The organism is Pseudonocardia adelaidensis (genome assembly GCF_039543345.1).
In the GTDB taxonomy this organism is placed as follows: Bacteria; Actinomycetota; Actinomycetes; order Mycobacteriales; family Pseudonocardiaceae; genus Pseudonocardia; species Pseudonocardia adelaidensis.
The window spans coordinates 82,458-103,834 of record NZ_BAABJO010000011.1 but is presented as its reverse complement, the minus strand read 5'-3'; the positions used below and the strand labels follow the sequence as shown (position 1 = coordinate 103,834).

At 74.7% G+C, this 21,377-nt stretch carries 24 protein-coding genes; 16 read left to right on the top strand and 8 right to left on the bottom strand.

Going from position 1 to position 21,377, the window contains the following annotated elements; genetic code table 11:
• The first annotated feature begins 86 nt into the window (after nt 1-86).
• Entirely contained in the window at nt 87-473 is a 387-nt protein-coding gene (locus tag ABEA81_RS16845; RefSeq protein ID WP_345606059.1) for a cold-shock protein, read from the top strand.
• On the opposite strand, the gene ABEA81_RS16840 is transcribed toward ABEA81_RS16845, so the two are convergent.
• From ABEA81_RS16840 to ABEA81_RS16830, 3 genes are read right to left on the bottom strand one after another with little or no spacing between them, the layout of a single operon-like run.
• Nucleotides 474-953, bottom strand: coding sequence for a DUF2771 family protein (locus ABEA81_RS16840; RefSeq protein WP_345606058.1), 480 nt, complete (start codon nt 951-953; stop codon nt 474-476). It lies immediately after the preceding gene.
• 25 nt (nt 954-978) lie between these two features.
• A complete protein-coding gene (locus ABEA81_RS16835) occupies nt 979-2,571 on the bottom strand; it encodes an MFS transporter (protein ID WP_425570582.1) in 1,593 nt (530 codons plus the stop codon).
• A 46-nt stretch (nt 2,572-2,617) separates the two neighbouring features.
• Entirely contained in the window at nt 2,618-3,406 is a 789-nt protein-coding gene (locus tag ABEA81_RS16830; RefSeq protein WP_345606056.1) for a glutaminyl-peptide cyclotransferase, read from the bottom strand.
• 18 nt (nt 3,407-3,424) lie between these two features.
• Between ABEA81_RS16830 and ABEA81_RS16825 the strand changes: the two genes are divergently transcribed.
• The 7 genes from ABEA81_RS16825 to ABEA81_RS16795 all read left to right on the top strand — a co-directional run bounded on the left by ABEA81_RS16825 (nt 3,425) and on the right by ABEA81_RS16795 (nt 12,382).
• A complete protein-coding gene (locus ABEA81_RS16825) occupies nt 3,425-4,210 on the top strand; it encodes a DUF3027 domain-containing protein (protein WP_425570581.1) in 786 nt (261 codons plus the stop codon).
• A complete protein-coding gene (locus ABEA81_RS16820; RefSeq protein WP_345606054.1) occupies nt 4,210-7,212 on the top strand; it encodes a sacsin N-terminal ATP-binding-like domain-containing protein in 3,003 nt (1,000 codons plus the stop codon). Before ABEA81_RS16825 ends, ABEA81_RS16820 begins: the two co-directional genes overlap by 1 nt.
• Nucleotides 7,209-8,534 carry a D-inositol-3-phosphate glycosyltransferase gene (gene mshA, locus ABEA81_RS16815; RefSeq protein ID WP_345606053.1) on the top strand — a complete coding sequence of 442 codons (1,326 nt, stop codon included), beginning with the start codon at nt 7,209-7,211 and terminating at the stop codon, nt 8,532-8,534. Before ABEA81_RS16820 ends, mshA begins: the two co-directional genes overlap by 4 nt.
• Nucleotides 8,535-8,566: 32 nt before the next feature.
• A complete protein-coding gene (locus ABEA81_RS16810; protein ID WP_345606150.1) occupies nt 8,567-9,025 on the top strand; it encodes a type III secretion system chaperone family protein in 459 nt (152 codons plus the stop codon).
• Between the two features lie 108 nt (nt 9,026-9,133).
• Nucleotides 9,134-10,138 (top strand): DUF4349 domain-containing protein, encoded by a 1,005-nt coding sequence (locus ABEA81_RS16805; protein WP_345606052.1) that lies wholly within the window; start codon nt 9,134-9,136, stop codon nt 10,136-10,138.
• Between the two features lie 140 nt (nt 10,139-10,278).
• Complete coding sequence (locus tag ABEA81_RS16800; RefSeq protein ID WP_345606051.1) at nt 10,279-10,473, top strand: hypothetical protein; 195 nt, start codon at nt 10,279-10,281, stop codon at nt 10,471-10,473.
• Nucleotides 10,474-10,807: 334 nt separating this feature from the next.
• A complete protein-coding gene (locus ABEA81_RS16795; protein WP_345606050.1) occupies nt 10,808-12,382 on the top strand; it encodes a 4-coumarate--CoA ligase family protein in 1,575 nt (524 codons plus the stop codon).
• Between the two features lie 124 nt (nt 12,383-12,506).
• Here ABEA81_RS16795 and ABEA81_RS16790 read toward each other — a convergent pair whose 3' ends face one another.
• Nucleotides 12,507-13,607 (bottom strand): class I SAM-dependent methyltransferase, encoded by a 1,101-nt coding sequence (locus ABEA81_RS16790; protein ID WP_345606049.1) that lies wholly within the window; start codon nt 13,605-13,607, stop codon nt 12,507-12,509.
• Nucleotides 13,608-13,822: 215 nt separating this feature from the next.
• Here ABEA81_RS16790 and ABEA81_RS16785 point away from each other — a divergent pair, with 215 nt between their 5' ends.
• Entirely contained in the window at nt 13,823-14,101 is a 279-nt protein-coding gene (locus ABEA81_RS16785; RefSeq protein ID WP_345606048.1) for a hypothetical protein, read from the top strand.
• Here ABEA81_RS16785 and ABEA81_RS16780 read toward each other — a convergent pair.
• On the bottom strand, nt 14,081-14,482 hold the full coding sequence (locus ABEA81_RS16780; protein ID WP_345606047.1) for a VOC family protein: 402 nt from the start codon (nt 14,480-14,482) through the stop codon (nt 14,081-14,083). The two genes, ABEA81_RS16785 and ABEA81_RS16780, sit on opposite strands and share 21 nt — an antisense overlap.
• A gap of 50 nt (nt 14,483-14,532) precedes the next feature.
• Nucleotides 14,533-15,000 (bottom strand): anthrone oxygenase family protein, encoded by a 468-nt coding sequence (locus tag ABEA81_RS16775; protein WP_345606046.1) that lies wholly within the window; start codon nt 14,998-15,000, stop codon nt 14,533-14,535.
• Between the two features lie 139 nt (nt 15,001-15,139).
• Between ABEA81_RS16775 and ABEA81_RS16770 the strand changes: the two genes are divergently transcribed.
• Together ABEA81_RS16770 and ABEA81_RS16765 are read left to right on the top strand one after the other, a co-directional pair.
• Nucleotides 15,140-15,598, top strand: a complete 459-nt coding sequence (locus tag ABEA81_RS16770) for a MarR family winged helix-turn-helix transcriptional regulator (RefSeq protein WP_345606045.1) — start codon at nt 15,140-15,142, stop codon at nt 15,596-15,598.
• Nucleotides 15,599-15,826: 228 nt separating this feature from the next.
• On the top strand, nt 15,827-16,585 hold the full coding sequence (locus tag ABEA81_RS16765) for a GntR family transcriptional regulator (protein WP_345606044.1): 759 nt from the start codon (nt 15,827-15,829) through the stop codon (nt 16,583-16,585).
• A gap of 5 nt (nt 16,586-16,590) precedes the next feature.
• On the opposite strand, the gene ABEA81_RS16760 is transcribed toward ABEA81_RS16765, so the two are convergent.
• Nucleotides 16,591-17,088 carry a VOC family protein gene (locus ABEA81_RS16760; RefSeq protein ID WP_345606043.1) on the bottom strand — a complete coding sequence of 166 codons (498 nt, stop codon included), beginning with the start codon at nt 17,086-17,088 and terminating at the stop codon, nt 16,591-16,593.
• Between the two features lie 79 nt (nt 17,089-17,167).
• On the opposite strand from ABEA81_RS16760, the gene ABEA81_RS16755 reads away from it, so the two are divergent.
• From ABEA81_RS16755 to ABEA81_RS16735, 5 genes are all read left to right on the top strand, one after another.
• Nucleotides 17,168-17,662: a MarR family winged helix-turn-helix transcriptional regulator gene (locus tag ABEA81_RS16755; protein ID WP_345606042.1), complete on the top strand. Its 495-nt coding sequence runs from the start codon at nt 17,168-17,170 to the stop codon at nt 17,660-17,662.
• 27 nt (nt 17,663-17,689) lie between these two features.
• The gene (locus tag ABEA81_RS16750) at nt 17,690-18,292 is read left to right on the top strand and encodes a hypothetical protein (protein ID WP_345606041.1); all 603 of its coding nucleotides are present in this window, start codon (nt 17,690-17,692) and stop codon (nt 18,290-18,292) included.
• A gap of 44 nt (nt 18,293-18,336) precedes the next feature.
• Nucleotides 18,337-19,071 (top strand): phosphoglyceromutase, encoded by a 735-nt coding sequence (locus ABEA81_RS16745; RefSeq protein WP_345606040.1) that lies wholly within the window; start codon nt 18,337-18,339, stop codon nt 19,069-19,071.
• Between the two features lie 121 nt (nt 19,072-19,192).
• Nucleotides 19,193-20,413 (top strand): ATP-binding protein, encoded by a 1,221-nt coding sequence (locus tag ABEA81_RS16740; protein WP_345606039.1) that lies wholly within the window; start codon nt 19,193-19,195, stop codon nt 20,411-20,413.
• Between the two features lie 13 nt (nt 20,414-20,426).
• Nucleotides 20,427-21,116 (top strand): response regulator transcription factor, encoded by a 690-nt coding sequence (locus ABEA81_RS16735; protein ID WP_345606038.1) that lies wholly within the window; start codon nt 20,427-20,429, stop codon nt 21,114-21,116.
• Between the two features lie 76 nt (nt 21,117-21,192).
• Here the strand turns inward: ABEA81_RS16735 and ABEA81_RS16730 are convergent, their stop codons facing one another.
• On the bottom strand, nt 21,193-21,372 hold the full coding sequence (locus ABEA81_RS16730; RefSeq protein ID WP_345606036.1) for a DUF4236 domain-containing protein: 180 nt from the start codon (nt 21,370-21,372) through the stop codon (nt 21,193-21,195).
• Nucleotides 21,373-21,377 lie beyond the last annotated feature (5 nt).

Below are 21,377 nucleotides of genomic sequence, written 5' to 3'. Positions count from 1 at the left end.
GGCTCGGCATCACGGGGCGCGTTCGTCATGCGGTCCGCCGTGGCGCCGCAGGACGTCGGGTTCGATCGAGGAACGGGTGAGCAGGGGTGCCGACCGGCAGGGTCAAGTGGTACGACGCCGACAAGGGCTTCGGGTTCCTCGCTCAGGACGGCGGCGAGGACGTCTACGTCCGCAAGGCCGCGCTGCCGGCCGGGGTGCAGGCGCTCAAGGCCGGCCAACGGGTCGAGTTCGGGATGGCGGAGGGCAGGCGCGGGCCACAAGCGCTCTCGGTGCGGCTCGTGGACAAGCCGCCGTCCGTCGTCGAGGCCACGCGGCGCCCGGCCGAGGACCTGCACAGCCTCATCGAGGACATGATCCGGCTGCTCGAGACGAAGGTGCAGCCGGACCTGCGCCGAGGCCGCTACCCGGACCGCCGCACCTGCAAGCTCGCGGCGGACGTCGTGCGCGCGGTGGCCCGCGACCTCGACGGCTAGCTAGCCGGCGTTCAGCACCCAGCTCGCCCGGATCGGGAACTCCATCTCCCCGGTCTGGGGGTTCGGCTGCGGCGGCGGGCCGTACTGCTGCACCTCCGCGGTGAGCAGGCGGCTGTCCGGCGCGCCCAGCTCCAGCGTCCAGTCGCTGCGCGCGTCGGGTGCGAACACCGGGCTGCGCTCGTCGGCCGGGGTGCCGGCGGCGTCCGCGTAGCTGAACACCACCTGCCACGGCGTCTGCGCGATCTCGGGCGGCACCGTGACCTGCACCGGCGTGCCCGGCGGCACGGCGAGCCGCACCGGTGCGGCGGCGTCGGTGAGGCACTGGGTGAGCTCGACGTCGCAGTACTGGGCGGGGCGGGCGACGGCGCTGGCGGCGCCGGCCGTGAACGTCACCTGGGGCGGTGGTGGCGGGTCCTCGCTCCCGCAGCCTGCGAGCAGCAGCAGCGCGGCGACGGGGACGGCGAGCAGGCGGCGCGGCACGTGCACAACCGTACGGAAGTGCGGCTCACGCACCGGTCCGAGCCCGGTGCCCGATGAACGGCAGCAGGCTGCGGCCACGCGCGACCAGCGCCGACTGCACGCCTGCGAGCGCGATGACCCCGGCGATCACCGTGAAGCCGAGCCAGAACGTGTCGTGCGGCAGCAGCACGCCCAGCGCGCCGCCGAACACCCAGGCGAGCGCGAGCACCGTCTCCGAGCGCCCGAACGCGGATGCCCGGGACTCCTCGGGGAGGTCGCGCTGGATCACCGCGTCGAGGCACACCTTCGCCAGCGCGCTGGCCGCGGCGCCGATCAGGCCGACGACGGCGGCGGTGGCGATCCCCGGCAGCAGCGCGGCCACCGCGCTGACGACGACGGCGGCGGTGACGCAGGACATGATCACCGCGTCGGACTTGAGGAACTGCCGCCGCGCGCCCGCCGCGTTGCCGGTGAACGAGCCGATGCCGGCCGCGGCGCCGACGATGCCGATGAGGAACAGCTGGCGGGCCGGGTCGGTCTCGGACTGCTCACGCACGACGAACGCGACGAACAGCGTGAGGAACCCGGTGAGCACCCGCACCGCGCCGTTGCCCCACAGCGCGACCGTGACGTGGCGCCCCATCGGCGTGCGCCTGCCGCGGGCGGTGGTGCGCAGGGTGGCGGCCACCTCGCCGATGGTGGACTCGACCCACCGCGGGATCCGCAGGCACAGGACCGTGCCGACCACGCCGAGGAGCGCGGTGAAGATCAGCGCGCCCGGCGAGTCCCACAGAGCGGCCACACCCGCCGCCGCCGCGCCCGCGACCCCGCCCGCGATCAGCCCGAACGTGGTGAGCCGCGAGTTCGTGGTGACGAGGGTGATCGCGCTCGGCAGCACGCGGGGCGTGACGGCGGCCTTGAGCACCGCGAACGACTTGCTCAGCACCATCGCGCCGAGCGCGGCCGGGTAGAGCAGCCACGTGTCGTAGTTGAACGCCATCACGACGGCGAGCACCGCCCGCCCGGCGAACGAGACGGCGAGCGCGGCCCTCCGGCCCCGCTGCAGCTTGTCGAGCATCGGCCCGATCACCGGCGCGACCACCGCGAACGGTGCGACCGTGATGATCAGGTAGAGCGCCACGTTCGTCTTGCTCTCCGCGGTGGCGGCGGCGAAGAACAGCGTGTTGGCCAGCGCGACGGCCACGGCGGCGTCGACCGCGTAGGTCATCATCGTGGCGTAGGTCAGAGCCGTGAGCCCGGAGCGGTCGGCCCCGTCGGCCGTGGTGGCGCGGTGGAACGCGCGGAGGCCGCCTTGGGTCAGCTCGCGGCTGCGCAGTGCGGCCACGCGCGTGACGGTGAGCTTGCGCGGCATCCGCCGGGTGGGCGGTTCGGTGTGCTCCTCCGCCGGTGGCGCGGGCTCGTCCTGGGGAGGCGGTGGGGTCCAGGGCCGTGGCGGGGGCGTGCGGCGGTGGGCCGCGGGGTCGTAGTCCGGGTCGTCGTGCCACGGGTAGCGCCTGCGGGGCACGTAGCGCTCGGTGTCGGGCTCGTCCGCCGCGGGCGTGCGGCCGTCGTCGTCCACCGTGACCCAGACGCGGCGACCACGGCCGCGGCGGGGCTGCGAGGACTCGGGACGGGCCACGTCCTCATTCTGACCCATCAGCGCGCGGCCCGTGGCCGTTTCCGATCTATCCCGCCGGGCTGAAGCGAATCCGGAACGCCGCCGGCCAGAGCTTGCCCGTCACCAGGTACTCGCCGCCGCCCAGCGCGGCGATGCCGTTGAGCACGTCGGCGTCGGCGCGCCGCTCGTCGTCGAGCAGGCCCGCGGCATCCACCACCGCGGTGACGCGGCCGTCGGCCGGGTCGATCCGGACGATCCGGTCGGTCTGCCAGATGTTCGCCCAGACCTGCCCGTCAACGCACTCCAGCTCGTTGATCTCGGTGACCGGTTCGCCGTCGAGGGTGACGGCCACCGATCCGGTCTCGGCGAACGAGTCCGGATCGTGGAAGCGCAGCCGGTCCGACCCGTCGCTGCGCACCAGGCGGTCGCCGTCGCGGCACAGGCCCCAGCCCTCGCCGTCGACCGGCACCTGGCGCAGCAGCGTCAGATCGGCGCGGTTCCACTCGAGCGCCACCCCGTCCTTCCAGGTGAGCTGCCAGATACGGTCGTCGACGACCGTGATTCCCTCGCCGAACAGCCGCCCGGGCAGCGGCACCTCCCGCCGCACCTCGCCCGTGGCGGGATCCAGCTCGCGCAGCTGTGAGCGGCCGGCCAGACCGGTGCCTTCGTAGAGCGTGCCGCCGCCGGGCGCGAGCTCGAGGCCCTGCGTGAACGCGCCGGTGTCGTGCGGCAGCTCGGCGAGCACCGTGGGACGCAACCGCTCCACGACGGGGGCCGGAGCCGGGGCAGGCACCGCGGCCGCACACCCGGCGACGGCGAGCGCGAGCGCGCCGAGCAGTGCACGCCCGAAGGTCATGGCGGAGAGGGTGGCACAATGCCTCCGGTGAACGCCGTACCGACCCTCGACCCGCCCGCCCGGCTCGTGGACGCGGTGGAGCTGGCTCGGGCCGCGGCGGTCGAGGAGGCCGCGGCGGACCTCGGCCCGCAGGCAGCCGCTGGCGCCGTCGGCGAACACCTCGAGGCCGTTGCCGAGGGCGCCGCCGCCGTCAGCCACCACTTCGCCGCCACCCAGGGCGGCTACCAGGGCTGGCGCTGGTCCGTCACCCTCGCCACGGCCGGAGCCGACGCGCCCGTCACGGTCAGCGAGGTCGTCCTCGTCCCCGGACCCGACGCGCTCGTGGCGCCCGCCTGGGTGCCGTGGGAGGAGCGCGTGCGGCCGGGTGACCTCGGCGTCGGCGACCTGCTGCCCGCCCCGGAGGACGATCCGCGGCTCGTCCCGGGCTACCTCGCCTCCGACGACCCGGCCGTCGAGGAGGTCGCCGTCGAGGTGGGGCTCGGCCGTCGCCTCGTGCCCTCCCGCCACGGCCGCGACGAGGCCGCCCGACGCTGGCACGACGGCGAGCACGGTCCGGCCGCCGACATGGCCCGTGCCGCGCCCGCGCCGTGCGGCACCTGCGGGTTCCTCTTCCCGCTCGCCGGCTCGCTGCGAGGCGCGTTCGGGGTCTGCGGCAACGAGTACTCCCCGGCCGACGGCTCGGTGGTCGACGTCGCCTTCGGCTGCGGTGCCCACTCCGACGTCCAGCCCGACACGACGTCCCCGGTGACCGTTGCCGAGCTCGTCTACGACGACGGCGTCGACCTGGAGCCGGTCGGCCGGTAGTGGACGACCCCTTCGGCACGGCGGAGCTGCGGTCCGCCGTTCTCGCCGCATGGGCGGACTCGCCCACCCGCTTCCGCGAGGACGCCAACGCCGAGGAGGACCTGCTGCTCGGCGGCTACGCCGACGCGTGGTTCGTCGAGCTCGCCCAGAACGCAGCCGACGCCGCGCGGGCCGCCGGGGTGCCGGGGCGGCTGCGGGTGGAGCTGCGCGACGGCGAGCTGTCGATCGCCAACACGGGTGCGCCCCTGGACGGGGCCGGCGTTGCCGCGCTCGCGTCGTTGCGGGCGTCGGCGAAGCGGGACGACCCGGGCTCGGTCGGCCGGTTCGGCGTGGGGTTCGCGGCCGTACTGGCGGTCTCGGCCGCCCCGCGGGTGCTGAGCACCGGCGGTGGCGTGGCGTTCTCCGCGGAGCGCACGGCCGCCGAGGTCGCCGCGTTCCCCGGTCCCGCCGCGGAGCTGGCCCGTCGGGACGGCCCCCCGGTCCTGCGGCTCGCCTGGCCCACCGACGAGCGCCCGCGCGCCGGGTACGACACCGAGGTCCGGCTGCCGCTGCGCCCGGGCGCCGACCCCGCCGCCCTGCTCGCCACGGCCCGCGACGGCGCCGCCGACCTGCTGCTGGCGTTGCCCGGCCTCGTCGAGGTCGTCGTCGGCGAGCAGGTCGTGACCAGGACGGACGGACCAGGTCCCGGCGAGGTGACGATCGGCGGGCGCCGCTGGCTGCTGGCCCGCGGCAGCGGCCGCATGGACGATGCCGCGGCGCGGGCGGAGGCCGTCGAGCAGCGGGGGCGGCGGGACTGGTCGGTGTGCTGGGCGCTGCAGCTCACCGCCGACGGTGCTCCGGACGCGCTGGTGACCGACGTCCTGCACGCGCCCACGGCCACCGAGGAACGGCTCTCGCTGCCCGCGCGGTTGATCGCCACCGTGCCCCTGGAGCCGGACCGCAGGCGGGCGCGGCCCGGGCCGGCCGCCGACGCGGTGCTGGCCGGGGCCGCTGCGGCCTACGTCGACCTGGTGCGGGCCGTCGCCACCGAGGCGCGCCTCGCCCTCGCACCCGAACCCGGCTTCCCCCGCTCCGAGCTGGACGGACGGCTGCGTGAGCTGCTCCCGGACGCCCTCCGCGGTGCGGCCTGGCTGCCCGCCGTGGTGGGTGCGGAGCTGCGCCCGGGGCGCGCGGAGTGGCTCGACGTCCCCACCCTCGACGGGCCGGCCGCGGCGCTGCCCGGGCTGCTCGCCGACGCCGGGTTCGACCGGCTGCTGGCGCCGGTGCCGCCGGGCACCAACCCGGCCGTGCTGGCCGATCTCGGCGTGCACCGCATGACGCTCGCCGAGCTGGTGCAGCGCCTGCTCGGGGTCGAGCAGCCGCCGGAGTGGTGGCGGTCGCTGTACGCCGCTCTGGAGCCGCTCGCCGACACCGTGCCCGGCGCGGTGGACGAGCTGCGGGCCCTGCCCGTCCCGCTGGCGGACGGACGGACGGCGGCGGGCCCGGCGACGGTGTTGCTGCCGCCGCCGCTCGCTCCTGAACCGCAGCAAGGTGGCTTTGCTCCGGTTGAACCGCAGCAAAGCCACCTTGCTGCGGATCGCGACGGGGGTGTGGAGCGCGTCGCCGCCCTCGGGTTGCCGGGCCTGCACGTCGCGCACTCCGCCGCCGTGCATCCGCTGCTCGCCCGGCTCGGGGCGGGTCCCGCCGACGCGGCGGCGTTGCTGGAGCACCCCGCGCTCGCCGACGCCGTCGAGCGGTCGGTGGACGACGCCGAGGCCGGGCTCGACGTGCGGCCGCTCGCCGAGGCCGTGCTGGCACTCGTCGCCGAGACCGGGAGCGCGCCCGGGTCGCTCGCGGCGCTGGCCCTGCCGGACGCCGCCGGCCTCCCGGCGCGCGCCGACGAGCTCATGCTCCCGGACGCCGCCGTGCGCCCCCTGCTCGCCGCGGACGCCCCGCTCGACGCGCTCGACCCCGAGTTCGCCGCCCGCGTGCCGCGCTCCGCCCTGCTCGCCGTCGGCGTCGTGGACGGGTTCTCGGTGGTGGTGGACGAGGAGCCGGTGGCGCCCGACCACGACCTCGACGACGAGGAGCGCTGGTGGGACGGCCTGGAGGAGCCGCCTGCCCGCATGGTGGCGGTGCGTGACCTGGACCTGGTGGCCGACGACGCGTGGCCCGCCGCGCTCTCGCTGCTCGCGGCCGACCGGGACACCCGTGCCGCGCTGACCGCGCCCGGTTCGTACCCGGCGTGGTGGCTCGGGCGGCACGCCTTGCTCGGCGGTCACCGCCCGGCGCACTGGCGGCTGCCCAGCGCCACCGACCTGGCCCCGCTCTATGACCCGCCTCCCGGCGACGGCCTCCCGGACGAGGACGTCCTCGCCGCGGTCGGCGTGCGCGCCGACCTGCGGGTGCCCGACACGGTCACGGCCGCCGACCTGCTGGCGCGGCTGGCCGACCCGGCGCGCACCCCGGACGTCGCGCTCGCCGCCGAGGCGTACGCCGAGCTCGCGGACGCCGTGGCGGACGGCCGCGTCGACCCGGGCGACCTGGAGCTCCCCGAGCGGGTCCGGGCGATGGACGGGACCGTCGCGGACGTCGACGTCGCGATGGTGCTCGACCGGCCGTGGCTCGCCGCGGTGCTGCCCGCGGGCGAGCTGGCCACCGGCGGGGACCCGGCGGCGCTGGCCGACCTGCTCGACCTGCCGCTCGCGTCCGACGTGGTCGTGGCCGAGGTGGAGGGCAACGGCAGGAGCGTGCGGTGGGCCGAGCTCGCCGAGATCGTCGTGACGTGCCACACCCTGGATGCCCCGGTGCCCGACGGCGAGCTCACCGTCCACGACGAGCTGTGGGTGCGGGTGCGGCGACCCGGCTCCGGCCGGTTCCGGGTGCCCGCCTGGCGGGAGGCGTCCGGGCGGTGGCACGCGAGCGACCCCGTGCACGCGCTGCTCGGGTTGATCTCGGAGGAGGTCAACGGCGCCGACTCGTCCCCTGGAGCACGCCGATCGCGTGCTACACAGGGGCCGTGACCTCCGCCCGCACCGGCGCACCGCGGCGACCCGACCGGGTGTGCCTGCTGTCCGTCCACACCTCGCCGCTGGAGCAGCCCGGCACGGGCGATGCAGGCGGCATGAACGTCTACATCGTGGAGACCGCCACGCGAATGGCCCGCCGCGGCGTCGCCGTCGAGGTCTTCACCCGCGCCACCTCGTCGGATCTCCCGCCGGTGGCGGAGCTGGCGCCCGGGGTGCTCGTGCGGCACGTCGTCTCCGGGCCGTTCGAGGGGCTCGGCAAGCACGACCTGCCGGCCCAGCTCTGCGCCTTCACGGCGGGGGTGCTGCGCACCGAGGCGTACCAGGAACCGGGCTACTACGACGTCGTGCACTCGCACTACTGGCTTTCCGGTCAGGTCGGCTGGCTGGCCCGTGACCGCTGGGGCGTGCCGCTCGTGCACAGCGCCCACACGCTCGCCAAGGTCAAGAACGCGGCGCTGGCCGCGGGCGACTCCCCGGAGCCGATGATGCGGGTGGTCGGCGAGGAGCAGGTCGTGGCCGAGGCCGACCGGCTGATCGGCAACACCGATGAGGAGACCCGCCAGCTCGTCGAGCTCTACGGTGCCGACCCGCGGCGCACGGTCGCGATCCCGCCCGGTGTGGACCTGGCCCGGTTCACCCCGGGGGACCGCGCCACCGCGCGCCGGGCGCTCGGCGTCCCGCCCGGCGCCGTGGTGCTGGCGTTCGCGGGGCGGATCCAGCCCCTCAAGGCCCCGCACGTCCTGCTGCGCGCCGCGGCCGAGCTGCTGCGCCGCGACCCGGACCTGCGTTCCCGGCTGGTCGTGCTCGTCGCGGGCGGCCCGTCGGGCAGCGGCCTCGCCGAGCCCATGGCCCTGCACGGGCTCGGGGAGGCCCTCGGCATCACCGACGTGCTGCGGTTCCTGCCGCCCCAGACCTGGGACGGCCTGGTGAACGTCTACCGCGCGGCGGACGTGGTGGCCGTGCCGAGCTACAACGAGTCGTTCGGCCTGGTGGCGCTCGAGGCGCAGGCGTGCGGCACCCCCGTCGTCGCGGCGCGTGTGGGCGGGCTGCCGGTCGCGGTGGCCGACGGCGTCTCCGGCCTGCTCGTCGACGGTCACGGTGACGCGCAGTGGGCCGATGCGCTGGGTGCGGTCGCGCTCGTGCCGGGACGACGCCGCGAGCTGGCCGCCCGCACGGTGGAGCACGCCCACCGGTTCTCGTGGGACCGCACGACCGACGCCCTGCTGGACACCTACGCCGGCGCGGCCGCCGAGTACGCCGAGCGCCAGCGGCAGGCCATGCGCGCCGGGCTGGCGGCCGGGATCATCGAGCGGTGACCGAAGGGGATCCGCGGACCGTCGACGCCACCATCGGTGCCGCGCTGGCCGAGCTCGACGTCGACCACCACCGCCGGGAGCCCGGCCAGTTCCTCGTGACGCTGCCGGGCACCAACCGCCTGCAGACCCACTGCTGGCTCCTCGTACGGGAGCACGCGCTCTTCGTGCAGGCCTTCGTCTGCCGGCAGCCGGACGAGGCCCACGACGCCGTCTACCGGTTCCTGCTGCAGCGCAACGCGCGCCTCTACGGCGTGCACTACGCGCTCGACCGCATCGGCGACATCCACCTGATCGGCCGGATCGGCCTGCACGCCGTCACGGCCGACGAGCTCGACCGGGTGCTCGGCCAGGTGCTGGAGGCCGCCGACGGCGACTTCAACACCCTGCTGGAGCTCGGCTTCGCCACCTCGATCCGGCGCGAGCACGCCTGGCGCCAGGACCGTGGCGAGAGCCTGGCGAACCTCCGCGCCTTCGAGCACCTCTTCACCTGACGCCACGGCCATCTCACCGCGCCTATCGCGGGACTCACGCGCCAAAACGCGAGACTCGCGCGGGTGTCGTGACGGGATCGTGACCCGTGGCGGCCAACCCGCTCCGTCTTGCCCTCCGTCCTGACGGCGGATCAGGACGAGGAGGCGGTGGCGGTGGTGCAGGTCGGGCTGAGGCGCCGGGTGGTGCTCGTCGGGGCGGGCGTCGTGCTCGCGGTGCTGGTGGCGGGGTTCGTGATCGTGCGGGTCGGCGGCGGTGACGGCACGGGCGACGCCATGGCCGTCGCCCCGGCGCGTCCGGTGCCCTCGATCGGTGCGGGGTCCGCGGCGCAGGAGGAGGGGACGTCGAGCCTGGAGGCCGGCGGGATCGACGCGCAGGGTCCGGGCGTCCCGCTCGGGGGCGTGCAGCGCGATCTCGTGCGCACCGCGCAGCTCACGGTCGAGGTGGGCGACCCCGCGGCGGCGGTTCGCCAGGTCCGCACGGCCGCGGCGGGCGCAGGCGGGTTCGTCACGGAGGAGCAGTCGGGCGACACGGGCAGTTGGCTGGTGTTGCGGGTCCCCGCCGACGCTCTCGATCGGCTCCTCGACGACATCGCCGGGTACGGACGCGTGACGTCCCGCAGCGGCCAGGTGCTCGACGCCACGGAGCAGGCGGTGGACCTCGACGGGCGGGTAGCCACCCAGACCGCGAGCGTGGCCCGGGTCCGCGGCCTGCTCGCCGAGGCGAAGTCCATCGGTGACGTGGTGGCGATCGAGTCGGAGCTCGCCCGGCGGGAGGCCGAGCTGGACTCCCTCACGCGCAGGCTCGCTGCGCTGCGGGTCCAGGTGGCGATGTCGACGTTGACCGTGGACCTGCGTGGTCCAGGGGTCGTGCCGCCGCCCGACGCTCGGCCGGAACCCGGTTTCCTCGGCGGTCTCGCCGCGGGATGGGAGGGGCTTCGCGTCATCGGGTCGGGGGCGGCCGCCGTGGTGGGGTTCGTAGTGCCGTTCCTGCCGGTCCTCGCGGTGCTCGCCGGTTTCGTGCTGCTCGGCCGCCGGATCGTCCGGTCTCGGCGTACGCCCGCCCCGGCAGGCGCCGGTGGGCGGAGCGGTCCCGGATCCGAGGGGGAGTCATGAGGAGGGCGCGAGCTACCTGGTCAGAGCGTCACGCCATGCGACGACTGGGCCGAAATCCATCCCGCGCGTGCGTTTGGACCGGTTGGTGGGTGGGCAGCCGTCCGGCGAAGGCCATACAGCGAGACGACGAGGTCGACGTGATGACCGAGGAGCAGGAAACCAGCGTTCCTCCTGGTACCGACACGAGTGAGGTCACACCGAACCCGGCCGGCGTCGTGCAGCCGGAGCCCCCGGAGGACGGACCGGAAGCCGAACCGGACGTCCCGGATCCCGCCGACCTCGCACCCGGTTTCGGAGGCACCTCCGAGACCCGGCCGGAGAGCCACGAGGACTGAGGAATCTTCCCTGGGTGGGGCGGAGCGGCCCGGGATCTGAGGGGGAGTCATGAACTCGGGCCACTCCGCTGGAACCGCCACGTCGGCCGCGCGATCGGGGGCACCGCACGCCGGTGGCAACCGGGGTGGCGAGGGGACGCCGCTCCGGTCCGGCCAGGCGAGTGGGGCTCGCCAGAGCCAGCGCGCTCACCCTGGCAGGCGCTGACGATCAAGACAACCCTTCCGGGTTAGGCCATCCGAGTGAAACCCGCCGGTCGGAGCCCTCATCCGGTCTGGACCATTGCGCCCTACTGGTGGGTAGAGTCCCGCTACTGCCACCCGCGAAGGAGCGCGCATGCCCATCCGCAGCCCGTACCCGGATGTCGAGATCCCCGACGCGTCGCTCTTCGACTTCCTCTTCACGGGGTTCGGGGAGCGGGCTGGCGCGCCGGCGCTCATCGACGGGGCGTCGGGGGCTTCGATCACGTTCGCCGAGCTGGAGGGCATGGTCGAGAAGATCGCCGCGGGGCTCGCGGAGCGCGGGATCGGTGCCGGCGATGTGGTGGCGTTGTTCGCGCCGAACTCGCCGCACTGGGTGGCGGTCTTCCACGGTGTGCTGCGCGCGAACGCGGTCGTCACCAGCGTGAACTCGCTGTACACGCCGGGCGAGCTGGCCCACCAGCTGTCCGACTCGGGCGCGAAGCTGGTGTTCACGGTGTCGCCGTTCCTCGACCGCGCCACGGCGGCGGCCGCCGAGGTCGGCCTGCCGGCCGAGGCGATCGTCGTGCTCGATGACGCGGAGGGCCACCCGAGCCTGCGCGACCTGCTCGCCGGCACCGCGGAGCCGCCGGCCCAGACCGTGTCGGGGGCCGACACCGCCGTCCTCCCGTACTCGTCGGGCACCACGGGCCGGGCGAAGGGCGTGATCCTCACCCACCGCAACCTGGTGGCGAACCTGTGCCAGATCGCGGCGATGGGTGATGTCGAGGCCGACACGAAGATCCTCGCGGTGCTGCCGTTCTTCCACATCTACGGCATGACGGTGATGATGAACCAGGGCCTGCACCGCCGGGCCACGGTCGTCACGATGCCGCGCTTCGACCTGCCGGAGTTCCTCCGGGTGATCTCCGAGTACCGGGTGGGGCGGGTGTACATCGCGCCGCCGGTGGCGGTCGCGCTGGCCAAGCACCCGATCGTCGACCAGTACGACCTCTCGTGCATCGACGTGATCTTCTCCGGGGCCGCCCCGCTCGACGCGGAGCTCGGCCACGCGGTGGCCAAGCGCCTGGGGTGCACGGTGTTGCAGGGCTACGGGATGACCGAGCTGTCCCCGGTCAGCCATTGCATGCCGGACGACCGCCCGGACCTGGACCTGAACAGCTGCGGTTTCGCGATCCCGAACGTGGTGTCCAAGCTCGTGGACCCGGAGACCGGTGCGGAGCTCGGGCCCGGTGGGCGCGGCGAGCTGTGGGTGAAGGGCCCGAACGTGATGTCCGGTTACCTCAACAACCCGGAGGCCACCGCCATCACGCTCGACGAGGAGGGCTTTCTGCACACCGGTGACGTCGCCACGGTCACCGAGGACGGCGTGTTCACGATCGTCGACCGGGTGAAGGAGCTGATCAAGTACAAGGGGTACCAGGTGCCGCCCGCCGAGCTCGAGGCGTTGCTGCTCACCCACGACCAGATCGCCGACGTGGCGGTCATCGGGGTGCGTGACGCCGACGGCGAGGAGGTGCCGAAGGCGTTCGTCGTGCGCCGGGAGAACGGCACCGACCTCACCGCCGACGAGGTGATGGCGTTCGTCGCGCAGCGGATCGCCCCGCACAAGAAGGTGCGCGTGGTCGAGTTCATCGACCAGATCCCGAAGTCGGCGTCGGGCAAGATCCTGCGCAAGGACCTCCGCGCTCGGGAGGCGGCGGCGAGCTGATGCGCCCGACCGGTCCAGATGCAGCCCTGACCAGTGTGGTGGGCGTACGTCGTCCCGCCCGGCTTCCCGGCGCTGACGTTCCAGCTGGTGCCGGGGGCGGAGGCGGGCAAAGACCGGGTGACCGTCAGCGGCCCAGGCGCCACAGCGCGATCGTCTCCCGCCTGCGCAGCGGGGTGAGCGGGTCGTCGTCCGGCAGGTGCCGAACGGACGACGGGGCCGTGACCCGATCCCGTACGGCCAGCCCGGCGGCCGCGACGAGCGCCGGCAGCGCGCCGGGGTCGCGCAGGCCGAGCAGCTCGGGCAGGTCCGAGACCACGAGCCAGGCCTCCCCCGGCTGCGTGAGGTGGTCGGGCACCGCGCGGACGAACGCGGCCAGCGTCGTGCCCCGCCGGTCGTAGATCCCCGCCTCGAGCGGCGAGGTCGGCGTGCCGGGCATCCAGGGCGGGTTGCACACCACCAGGTCCGCGCGGCCGGGCGGGAACAGGTTGCGCTGCAGAACGGTGGAGCGGTCGGCGAACCCGAGGCGGTGCAGGTTCTCCCGGGCGCAGGCTACGGCGCGCGGCTCCACGTCGGTCGCGACCACGGTGTCCGCCCCGCGGCGCAGCAGGAGCGCGGCCAGCACACCCGTGCCGGTGCCGACGTCGAACGCCGCCCGCACCGGGCCGAGCGGAGCCTGCGCGACCAGCTCGACGTAGTCGGTGCGCGTGGGCGCGAAGACACCGTGGTGCGGGTGGATGCGTGCGCCGAGCGCAGGGACCGGGATCCCCCTGCGGCGCCACTCGTGAGCGCTCCGGGCGCCGATCAGCTCGCGGAGGGCGAGCAGCGCCGTCCCGTCCGACGGTCCGAACACCTCCCGGCACGCGGCGGTCACGTCCGGGGCCCGCCGCAGGTCGAGCACGTGGCCGGCGCCCAACTCGACCAGGAGGCAGCCCAGCAGCCGGGCACGGTGGGCGCGGTGCTGCCGCTGCCGGTGGAACTCGGCGGCCGGGGGCAGCGGCCGGTGCCGGCCACCGGCGCGGTCGATGCGGCGCGCCATCGCGTCGAGCAGGGTGCACGCGTTGTGGAAGTCGCCGCGCCACAGCAGGCCGGCGCCGTCGGCGGCGAGCCGGCAGGCGCGGTCGGCCGTCAGGTCGTCACCGACGACGTGGACGGAGGTGGGCGGTGGGCGGTGGTCGGCGGTGAGCCAGCGCGCTCGCCGCGAGACGCCGCCGTCCCGCCACGACACGGAAGGTGAGCTGTCGTGCACTGGAGGATCCCGGGTTCCCGGAGCTGCCTCCGGCCGGCGGGCGGAAGGTACGCCGAGCAACCGTCCGGAGACGGCTCCGCATCGTGAGGAGGGGCAGGGCCGTCAGGCGGACGGGCCGCGCCACCTCACTCTTCCGGCGATCACGGGCTCACCCTACCGCTTGTGCCGGTGTGTGACCGGGCGCACAGTGGGTCATGGCCCGGTTCAGTGTGGCGTCCCGCGCATCGTTCCGATCGGAGCGGGTGCGCGTGTCGGCGCGGATCTCGATCTCGGTGACGGTGCGCTCGCTCGGCCGCGCCCGGGGCGTGCACGACGACCGGCTGGTGGCCGAGCTGAGCCAGTACTCGAGCCACGCCGATCTGCTCGACCTCGGGGCGACCCTCGACCGGTACGCCGACGAGGACACCGCGGAGATCCGCGAGATCCTCGGCCGCAGGCCCAGCGTGGTGCCCTCAACCGGCGGGATCGCGTAGCGGCTGGACGCAGAACTCGCCGCCCTCCGGGTCGGCCAGCACCACCCGGTCCCCGGCCTTCGCCAGCACCCGCGCGCCGAGCCCGACGAGCCGTCGCGCTTCGGCCTCGACGTCGGCGGCACGCAGGTCGAGGTGCACGCGGTTCTTCCCGGTCTTCGGCTCCGGCACCCGGGTGAAGAACAGCCTCGGCCCGTTGCCCGCGACGGGCTCGACCAGCACCGATGGGTCGTCCTCCGGGTCGTCGACGCCGATCACCCGCAGCCGCGCCAGCTCGGCCTCGTCGTACGGGGCGACGCGGTGGTCGTCGAGTGCGGCCGCCCAGAACCGCGCGAGCGATGCGGGGTGCCGGCAGTCGAACACCACGTCCCCGAGCATGCCCATCCGGACAGGATCGCCGCCGGCGCCGCCGTGCGCACCAGGTTTCCGGCGATCTACCTCCGGCCCGTCCGGCCGCAGGCCCGGAGGGCGACGGCCGCCGCACCGACCGCGACCAGCCGGATCCGGTTGACCCGGTGCCAGCGCTCGACGAGCCGCTGCCGTTCCGCCGGATCCACGGGCCTGCCGGCCCCGTCGAGCAGCCGGAGGTTCACCGATCGGACGAGGTGGCCGGTCAGCGCGGCACCCGAGGCGGTCAGCAGCGCGGCGGCCGTGAGGGCGGGGCGGTCGGCGCGCCGGTGCCACCCGGTGGCGACGCAGGCGAGCGTCGTCGCGAGGGTGACCGGCGCCGCCGGGATGTAGTACCGGACCGGGCTTCCCGGCGCGAACGGCCCGCCGGTGGGCCGCTGCTCGGCGATGCGCGCCGGCACCCGCACCACCTCCTCGTACAGGTTGCCGAAGAACCAGTGCGCGAGGCCGAGCTCGGCCGCGGTTCTCAGCCCGGCGTGGCGGCGTCTCTGCATGCCGCGATCCTGCCCGGGTCGTCGGGGCCGGTCGTTGGTGCGCCGTGACGCCGCGGGTTGCGGGAGGTCGCCAGGCCGCCGGCCACCCGCCCGGTCGTGCGGCTGGAGCTGCCGCCGTGAGGGGTCCTACGGTGTGCGGATGGCGCAGGCAGGACCGGTGCGGTCGACCTCGCTCGACGAGCAGCTGTGCTTCGCGCTCTACGCCGCGTCCCGGGCGATGACGAGCTGCTACCGGCCGATGCTCGACGCCCTCGACCTCACCTACCCCCAGTACCTCGTGCTGCTCGTGCTGTGGGAGCGGGGCGAGTCCACGGTCACCGGGATCGGGCAGGCGCTGCAGCTGGAGACCGGCACGCTCTCGCCGCTGCTGAAGCGGCTGGAGGCCGCCGGCCTGATCACCCGCGCCCGCCAGGCCGGGGACGAGCGCTCCGTGCTGGTGTCGGTCACCGCGGCGGGCCGCGGCCTGGAGGCGCAGGTCGCGCAGGCGCAGGTCGACGTCGGCGGCGCCACGGGACTCAGCCCTGCCGAGATCGGCGAGCTGCGCGAGACCCTCCAGCTGCTCTCGCACCGCCTCCGCGCTGCGGCCGGGGCGCGCTAGATGCGCCACACGTGGTTGCTCCCCGCCGGCGGCTCTGGTGCACTGGCCGAATGGCCGGTCATCTCGTCCCGCAGCGGCGCGCGTTCCGCGTCTGCCTGATCGGGGCCGACCAGCTCTCGGTCGACGACCGCCGGTGTCGTCCGCACCCGGCCCGCTGACGTCGCACTTCCGCGGCCCGCGGCGGGCCGGACGCGTTCGCCGCCGCACCGGACCCGGGAGTTCCCACCGATGACCGCCAGCACCCTCGACCGACTCGCCGTCGAGCCGCTGTGGGCGCAGCTGCTCGCCGACCTGCGCCGCCGGCTCGACCAGGACGAGTTCGCCGCCAGCTTCCCTGGCGAGCTGGCCCTCGTCGCCGAGTACGGCGTGAGCCGCCACACCGTCCGCGAGGCGGTGCGCAGGCTCCGCGAGGAGGGCCTGGTCATCGCCGGCCGCGGGCGCACCCCGCGGCGGGCCGAGCCCGCGGAGATCGAACAGCCGCTCGGGGAGATCTTCAGCCTGTTCTCCGCCGTCGAGGCGGCCGGGCAGGTGCAGCGCAGCGTGGTGCGCACGCTCGACGTGCGCGCCGACGGCGTGGTGGCCGCGAGGCTCGGCCTGGAGGAGTCCACGCCGCTGGTGCACCTGGAGCGGTTGCGCCTCGCCGACGCGGAGCCGCTCGCCGTGGACCGGGTGTGGCTGCCGGAACGGCTGGCCGCCCCGCTGCTCGACGTCGACTTCGGCCGCACCGCCCTCTACACCGTCTACGAGTCCCGCTGCGGCGTGCGCGTCACGGGCGGGAGCGAGCGGGTGCGGGCCGTCGTGCCCGGGCCGGGGGAGCGGGAGCTCCTCGCGATCCCCGACGGCGTCGCCGCGTTCGCGATCGATCGGCTGGGCTGCGCCGGGGACCGGCCCGTCGAGTGGCGCCAGACGCTGGTGCGGGCCGACCGCTTCAGCATCACGGCCAGCTTCTCGGCCCGGGAGGGCTACCGGATGGACATCTCCGCGTAGCGCTCCTACCCGGAGACCCCGACGCCGCCGCGAGTCCGCTCGCCGTACTCGGCGATCGCCGCCTCGAGGTCGAGCGGAACGGTCTTCATCCCCACGTCGGAGCCGATCCGGTCGGCCGGCACCAGCCAGCACACCTCGAACTCGAGGCCGTCCGGGTCGTGGGCGTACAGCGCCTTCGTCGTGCCGTGGTCGGAGGCGCCGACGAGCGCGCCGTGCTCGCGCAGGACACCGGCGATGCGCCTGAGCTCGGCGAGCGTGTCGACCTCCCAGGCGAGGTGGTAGAGCCCGACCGTCGAGCGCCCCGCCGCGGAGTCGCCTGCTTCGGCACCGATCGCGAAGAGGGCGAGGTCGTGGTCGTTCGTGGAGCCGGCCGCCTGCAGGAACGCCCCGCGGCCCGGCATCGAGTGGACGACGCGGAAGCCCATCGCCTCGGTGTAGAAGGCGACGCTGCGGTCGACGTCGCGCACGTACAGGACGGCGTGGTTGAGCCGCTGAACGGGCATGGCCCCTCCAATGGTTGAGCATTCAATCGTATAGTAGACATCGACTCATGAATGTTCAAGTTTCGGGTATCCTCGGCTGGTGGGCGGTGACGAGACCCGGTGGCTGGAACCCGACGAGCTGGAGACGTGGCTCTCCTACGTCGCGGCCACCACACTCCTGGAGGGAGCGCTGGACCGCCAGCTCCAGCGCGATGCCGGGATGCCGCACGCCTACTACCAGATCCTGGCCATGCTCTCCGAGTCCCCGGACCGCAGCCTGCGCATGAGCGAGCTCGCGGCCATCACCCAGAGCTCGCAGAGCAGGCTCTCGCACGCGGTCGCCCGGCTGGAGTGCAAGGGCTGGGTGCGGCGCAAGCCGTGTCCGGAGGACCGGCGCAGCACGTTCGCGCAGCTCACGGAGGAGGGCTTCGCCGCACTCGCCGCCGCAGCGCCGGGGCACGTGCGCACGGTGCGCAGGCACCTGTTCGACCGGCTGACCCCGGAGCAGGTGGGTCAGCTGCGCGAGATCACCCGAGCGGTGCTCAGCGGACTGGGTGTCCCCGGCGGCGACCCGCGCGACGTCCTGCCAGGCTGAGCGCGGAGGCCTCTCGAGGGAGACGGAATGGGCGTCCGGGTGATCGGCATCGCGGCCGTGCTCGCCGGTGCCGTGAGCACGGCCGGGTGCACCGTCGCGGTGTCCGGCGTGCCGGCCGCGGATCCCGCGGCGGTCGCCCGCCCCACCCCGGCGCCGCGCCCGCCCGGCGCCGCGTTCCACGACGGCCTGGGCCGCTTCGACGTCGTCCCACCCCCGGGCTGGACGGTGGACACGAGCGGGGCGCAGAAGACCGCCGTGATCTTCGCCGACCCGCTGGTATCGGAGACGCCCGGCGGGCGGTTCCGCGCCAACATCAACGTGATCGTCGTGCCGTCGACCGGTGACCTTCCCGGGATCCTCGCCGGCGCGCGGGAGGAGGTGCGCGCACTGGCGGACTACCTGCCCACCGCGGACGAGCCCGTCACGCTGCCCGACGGCGCGCCCGCGCACCTGCTCGGCGGCACCTACCACGACCCCGGGGCCGGTCTCGCGCTGCGCAACCTCCAGCTGATGGCCGTCCAGGGCGGAGCCGAGACCGTCGTGGTCACCGCGACCGCGCTCGTCGACACCTGGGACGGCTACGGGCCGGTGTTCGAGACGTCCCTGCGCAGCCTGACGGTGCGCATCTGACGCGGCCATCCGTCGGCCACGCCCCGCCTGGCAGAGTTGGGCGCATGGGAACACTGGTGCTGCTGCGGCACGGGCAGAGCGTGTGGAACGCGGAGAACCTGTTCACCGGGTGGGTGGACGTGCCGCTGTCCGGGACGGGCGAGCGGGAGGCCCGCCGCGGCGGCGAGCTGATGCGCGAGGCCGGCCTGCTGCCCGACGTCGTGCACACGTCGGTGCTCCGGCGCGCGATCTCCACCGCGAACCTCGCGCTCGACGCGTGCGACCGGCACTGGATCCCGGTCCGGCGGGACTGGCGGCTCAACGAGCGGCACTACGGCGCGCTGCAGGGCAAGGACAAGAAGCAGACGCTCGAGCAGTTCGGCGAGGCGCAGTTCATGGAGTGGCGCCGCTCGTACGACGTGCCGCCGCCGCCGATCGAGGCCGGGTCCGAGTTCGACCAGGAGGGCGACCCCCGGTACGCGGCCGGTGAGGTGCCGCGCACGGAGTGCCTCGCCGACGTCGTCGCGCGGTTCCTACCGTACTGGGAGTCGGCCATCGTGCCCGACCTGCGCTCCGGGAAGGTCGTGCTGCTCGCCGCGCACGGCAACTCGCTGCGCGCGCTGGTGAAGCACCTCGACGGGATCTCCGACGAGGACATCGTCGGCCTGAACATCCCCACCGGCATCCCGCTGCGCTACGAGCTGGACGACGAGCTGCGGCCGACGGTGCCGGGCGGCGAGTACCTCGACCCGGAGGCAGCGGTCGCCGCCGCGGCGGCGGTGGCGGCGCAAGGCCGCTGACACCGCCAGAGTGAACTGAGCATGAACGGCGGGGGAATTCAGTCGTCCCGCGACGTCATGCGCGTCACCACGGGCCTCTCGAGCTGGCCTTACCGGTGGTCGGCCTGCCTACCATGCGCTCGTGGACGCGCTGCTCTGCGTGGCGATCGCGGCCGGTGCGCTCGTGCTCGGCCTCCTGCTCGGGCTCCGCTGGGGGCGCCGGCGGGAGGAGCCCATCCCGGCGCCGGCCGAACCCGCGCCCGGCCCACCGTTCGCCGACCTGTTGGAGCGCGTCTTCCGCTCCACCGACGAGGGTCTCGCCGTGCTCGACAGTGCGGGCGACGTGGTGCTGCACAACCCCCGCGCGGCCGAGCTCGGCGTGGTGCGCGGCGGCCTCCCGGACGCGCGCGCGGCCACGGCGAGCCAGCAGGTGCTCCACGGTGGCAGCACCGTGGACGTCGACCTCTCCCCGCTCGACCACCGCGGCCGTCAGCCCGCGGCCGTGCTCGCCCACGTGCGCCCGCTGGGCGGCGGCTACAGCATGGTCGAGGCGGCCGACACGTCCGAGGCCGTACGGCTGGAGGCCACCCGGCGCGACTTCGTGGCGAACGTCAGCCACGAGCTCAAGACGCCCGTGGGCGCCATGGGGCTGCTCGCGGAGGCCGTGCTCGACGCCGCCGACGACCCGACCGAGGTCCGCCGGTTCGGCACGAAGATCCTCAACGAGGCCACCCGGCTGGGCAACCTCGTCACCGAGCTGATCGCGCTCTCCCGGCTCACCGGCGCCGAGCGGCTCCCGGAGCTGCAGGTCGTCGAGGTCGACGAGGTCGTGCAGGAAGCGCTGGCCCGGTCCCGGCTGTCGGCGGAGTCGGCCGGCATCGAGATCATCGTCGACCGGCCCACCGGCCTCGAGGTCGACGGGGACCTGACGCTGCTGGTCACCGCACTGTCCAACCTCGTCGAGAACGCCATCGCCTACTCGCCCGCCGACTCGGCGGTGTCGGTCTCGCGCCGGCGCTGCGGCAGCTGGGTGGAGATCGCCGTCACCGACCGGGGCATCGGCATCGCGCCCGAGCACCAGAAGCGCGTGTTCGAGCGCTTCTTCCGCGTCGACCCGGCCCGTTCCCGCGCCACTGGCGGCACCGGCCTCGGCCTGGCGATCGTCAAGCACGTGCTCGCGAACCACGGCGGTGAGGTGAGGCTGTGGAGCAGCCCGGGCACCGGCTCGACGTTCACGATGCGCCTGCCCGGGCACGTCGAGCCGGGCACCGACCCCGCTGAGCCCGCACCGGCCGCAGCGTCCGACCAGGGGCGGGCCGCCCCCACGAGCCAGCCCGTCGATGTACCCGACCGCGTCGGGTGAGGTGAGGAGATCCATGACCAGGGTGCTCATCGTCGAGGACGAGGAGTCCTTCGCCGACCCGCTCGCCTTCCTGCTCCGCAAGGAAGGCTTCACCACGGCCGTCGCCGGCACCGGGCAGGACGCGCTCGAGGAGTTCGACCGCAACGGCGCCGACATCGTGCTGCTCGACCTCATGCTCCCCGGGATGAGCGGCACCGACGTCTGCAAGGCCCTGCGCACCCGCTCCGCCGTCCCGGTGATCATGGTGACGGCCCGGGACAGCGAGATCGACAAGGTCGTCGGCCTCGAGCTGGGTGCCGACGACTACGTGACCAAGCCGTACTCGGCGCGCGAGCTGATCGCGCGCGTCCGCGCCGTGCTGCGTCGTGGCGGCGAGGCGGGCGCGGAGACCGACGGCCAGCCCGGTGTGCTCGAGGCGGGCCCGGTCCGGATGGACGTCGAGCGGCACGTCGTGTCGGTGAACGGCGCTGATGTCGCGCTGCCGCTCAAGGAGTTCGACCTGCTGGAGTACCTGCTGCGCAACGTCGGTCGCGTGCTGACGCGCGGGCAGCTGATCGACCGCGTCTGGGGCGCCGACTACGTGGGCGACACGAAGACGCTCGACGTGCACGTCAAGCGCCTGCGTTCGAAGGTCGAGGCCGACCCGTCCGCCCCGCGCCACCTCGTGACCGTGCGCGGGCTCGGGTACAAGTTCGAGTCGTAGCGCCCGGGCGACGCGTGATCGGGCGAGCAGCGACGTGGACGACAGCCGCGCCGGGCTTCGGGTTCTGCCTGCCCCGCTACCGGCGGCGGCCGCGGGAGCGCAGGTAGCCGAGGCCGGGCGTGTCGATGGTGTGGCGGCGCGTGCGCGCGTTCCACGACCACCGCCCGACCCGCAGCCCCCACGAGCCGAACCCGCGCTCGGTGAGGTGGATGCGGACGGGGCCGAGCCGCACCGTCTTGCGGAGGTGGAAGCGCATGCCTC

What these genes read in the sequence shown, in the direction of transcription:
- ABEA81_RS16750 (WP_345606041.1), top strand. Translation starts at nt 17,690, where the DNA reads ATGGGCGTCCGGGTGATCGGCATCGCGGCCGTGCTCGCCGGTGCCGTG.
- ABEA81_RS16760 (WP_345606043.1), bottom strand. Translation starts at nt 17,088, where the DNA reads ATGCCCGTTCAGCGGCTCAACCACGCCGTCCTGTACGTGCGCGACGTC.
- ABEA81_RS16785 (WP_345606048.1), top strand. Translation starts at nt 13,823, where the DNA reads ATGGCCCGGTTCAGTGTGGCGTCCCGCGCATCGTTCCGATCGGAGCGG.
- ABEA81_RS16800 (WP_345606051.1), top strand. Translation starts at nt 10,279, where the DNA reads ATGACCGAGGAGCAGGAAACCAGCGTTCCTCCTGGTACCGACACGAGT.
- ABEA81_RS16765 (WP_345606044.1), top strand. Translation starts at nt 15,827, where the DNA reads ATGACCGCCAGCACCCTCGACCGACTCGCCGTCGAGCCGCTGTGGGCG.
- ABEA81_RS16770 (WP_345606045.1), top strand. Translation starts at nt 15,140, where the DNA reads ATGGCGCAGGCAGGACCGGTGCGGTCGACCTCGCTCGACGAGCAGCTG.
- ABEA81_RS16730 (WP_345606036.1), bottom strand. Translation starts at nt 21,372, where the DNA reads ATGCGCTTCCACCTCCGCAAGACGGTGCGGCTCGGCCCCGTCCGCATC.
- ABEA81_RS16735 (WP_345606038.1), top strand. Translation starts at nt 20,427, where the DNA reads ATGACCAGGGTGCTCATCGTCGAGGACGAGGAGTCCTTCGCCGACCCG.
- ABEA81_RS16795 (WP_345606050.1), top strand. Translation starts at nt 10,808, where the DNA reads ATGCCCATCCGCAGCCCGTACCCGGATGTCGAGATCCCCGACGCGTCG.
- ABEA81_RS16780 (WP_345606047.1), bottom strand. Translation starts at nt 14,482, where the DNA reads ATGGGCATGCTCGGGGACGTGGTGTTCGACTGCCGGCACCCCGCATCG.
- ABEA81_RS16775 (WP_345606046.1), bottom strand. Translation starts at nt 15,000, where the DNA reads ATGCAGAGACGCCGCCACGCCGGGCTGAGAACCGCGGCCGAGCTCGGC.
- ABEA81_RS16830 (WP_345606056.1), bottom strand. Translation starts at nt 3,406, where the DNA reads ATGACCTTCGGGCGTGCACTGCTCGGCGCGCTCGCGCTCGCCGTCGCC.
- ABEA81_RS16825 (WP_425570581.1), top strand. Translation starts at nt 3,425, where the DNA reads ATGCCTCCGGTGAACGCCGTACCGACCCTCGACCCGCCCGCCCGGCTC.
- ABEA81_RS16745 (WP_345606040.1), top strand. Translation starts at nt 18,337, where the DNA reads ATGGGAACACTGGTGCTGCTGCGGCACGGGCAGAGCGTGTGGAACGCG.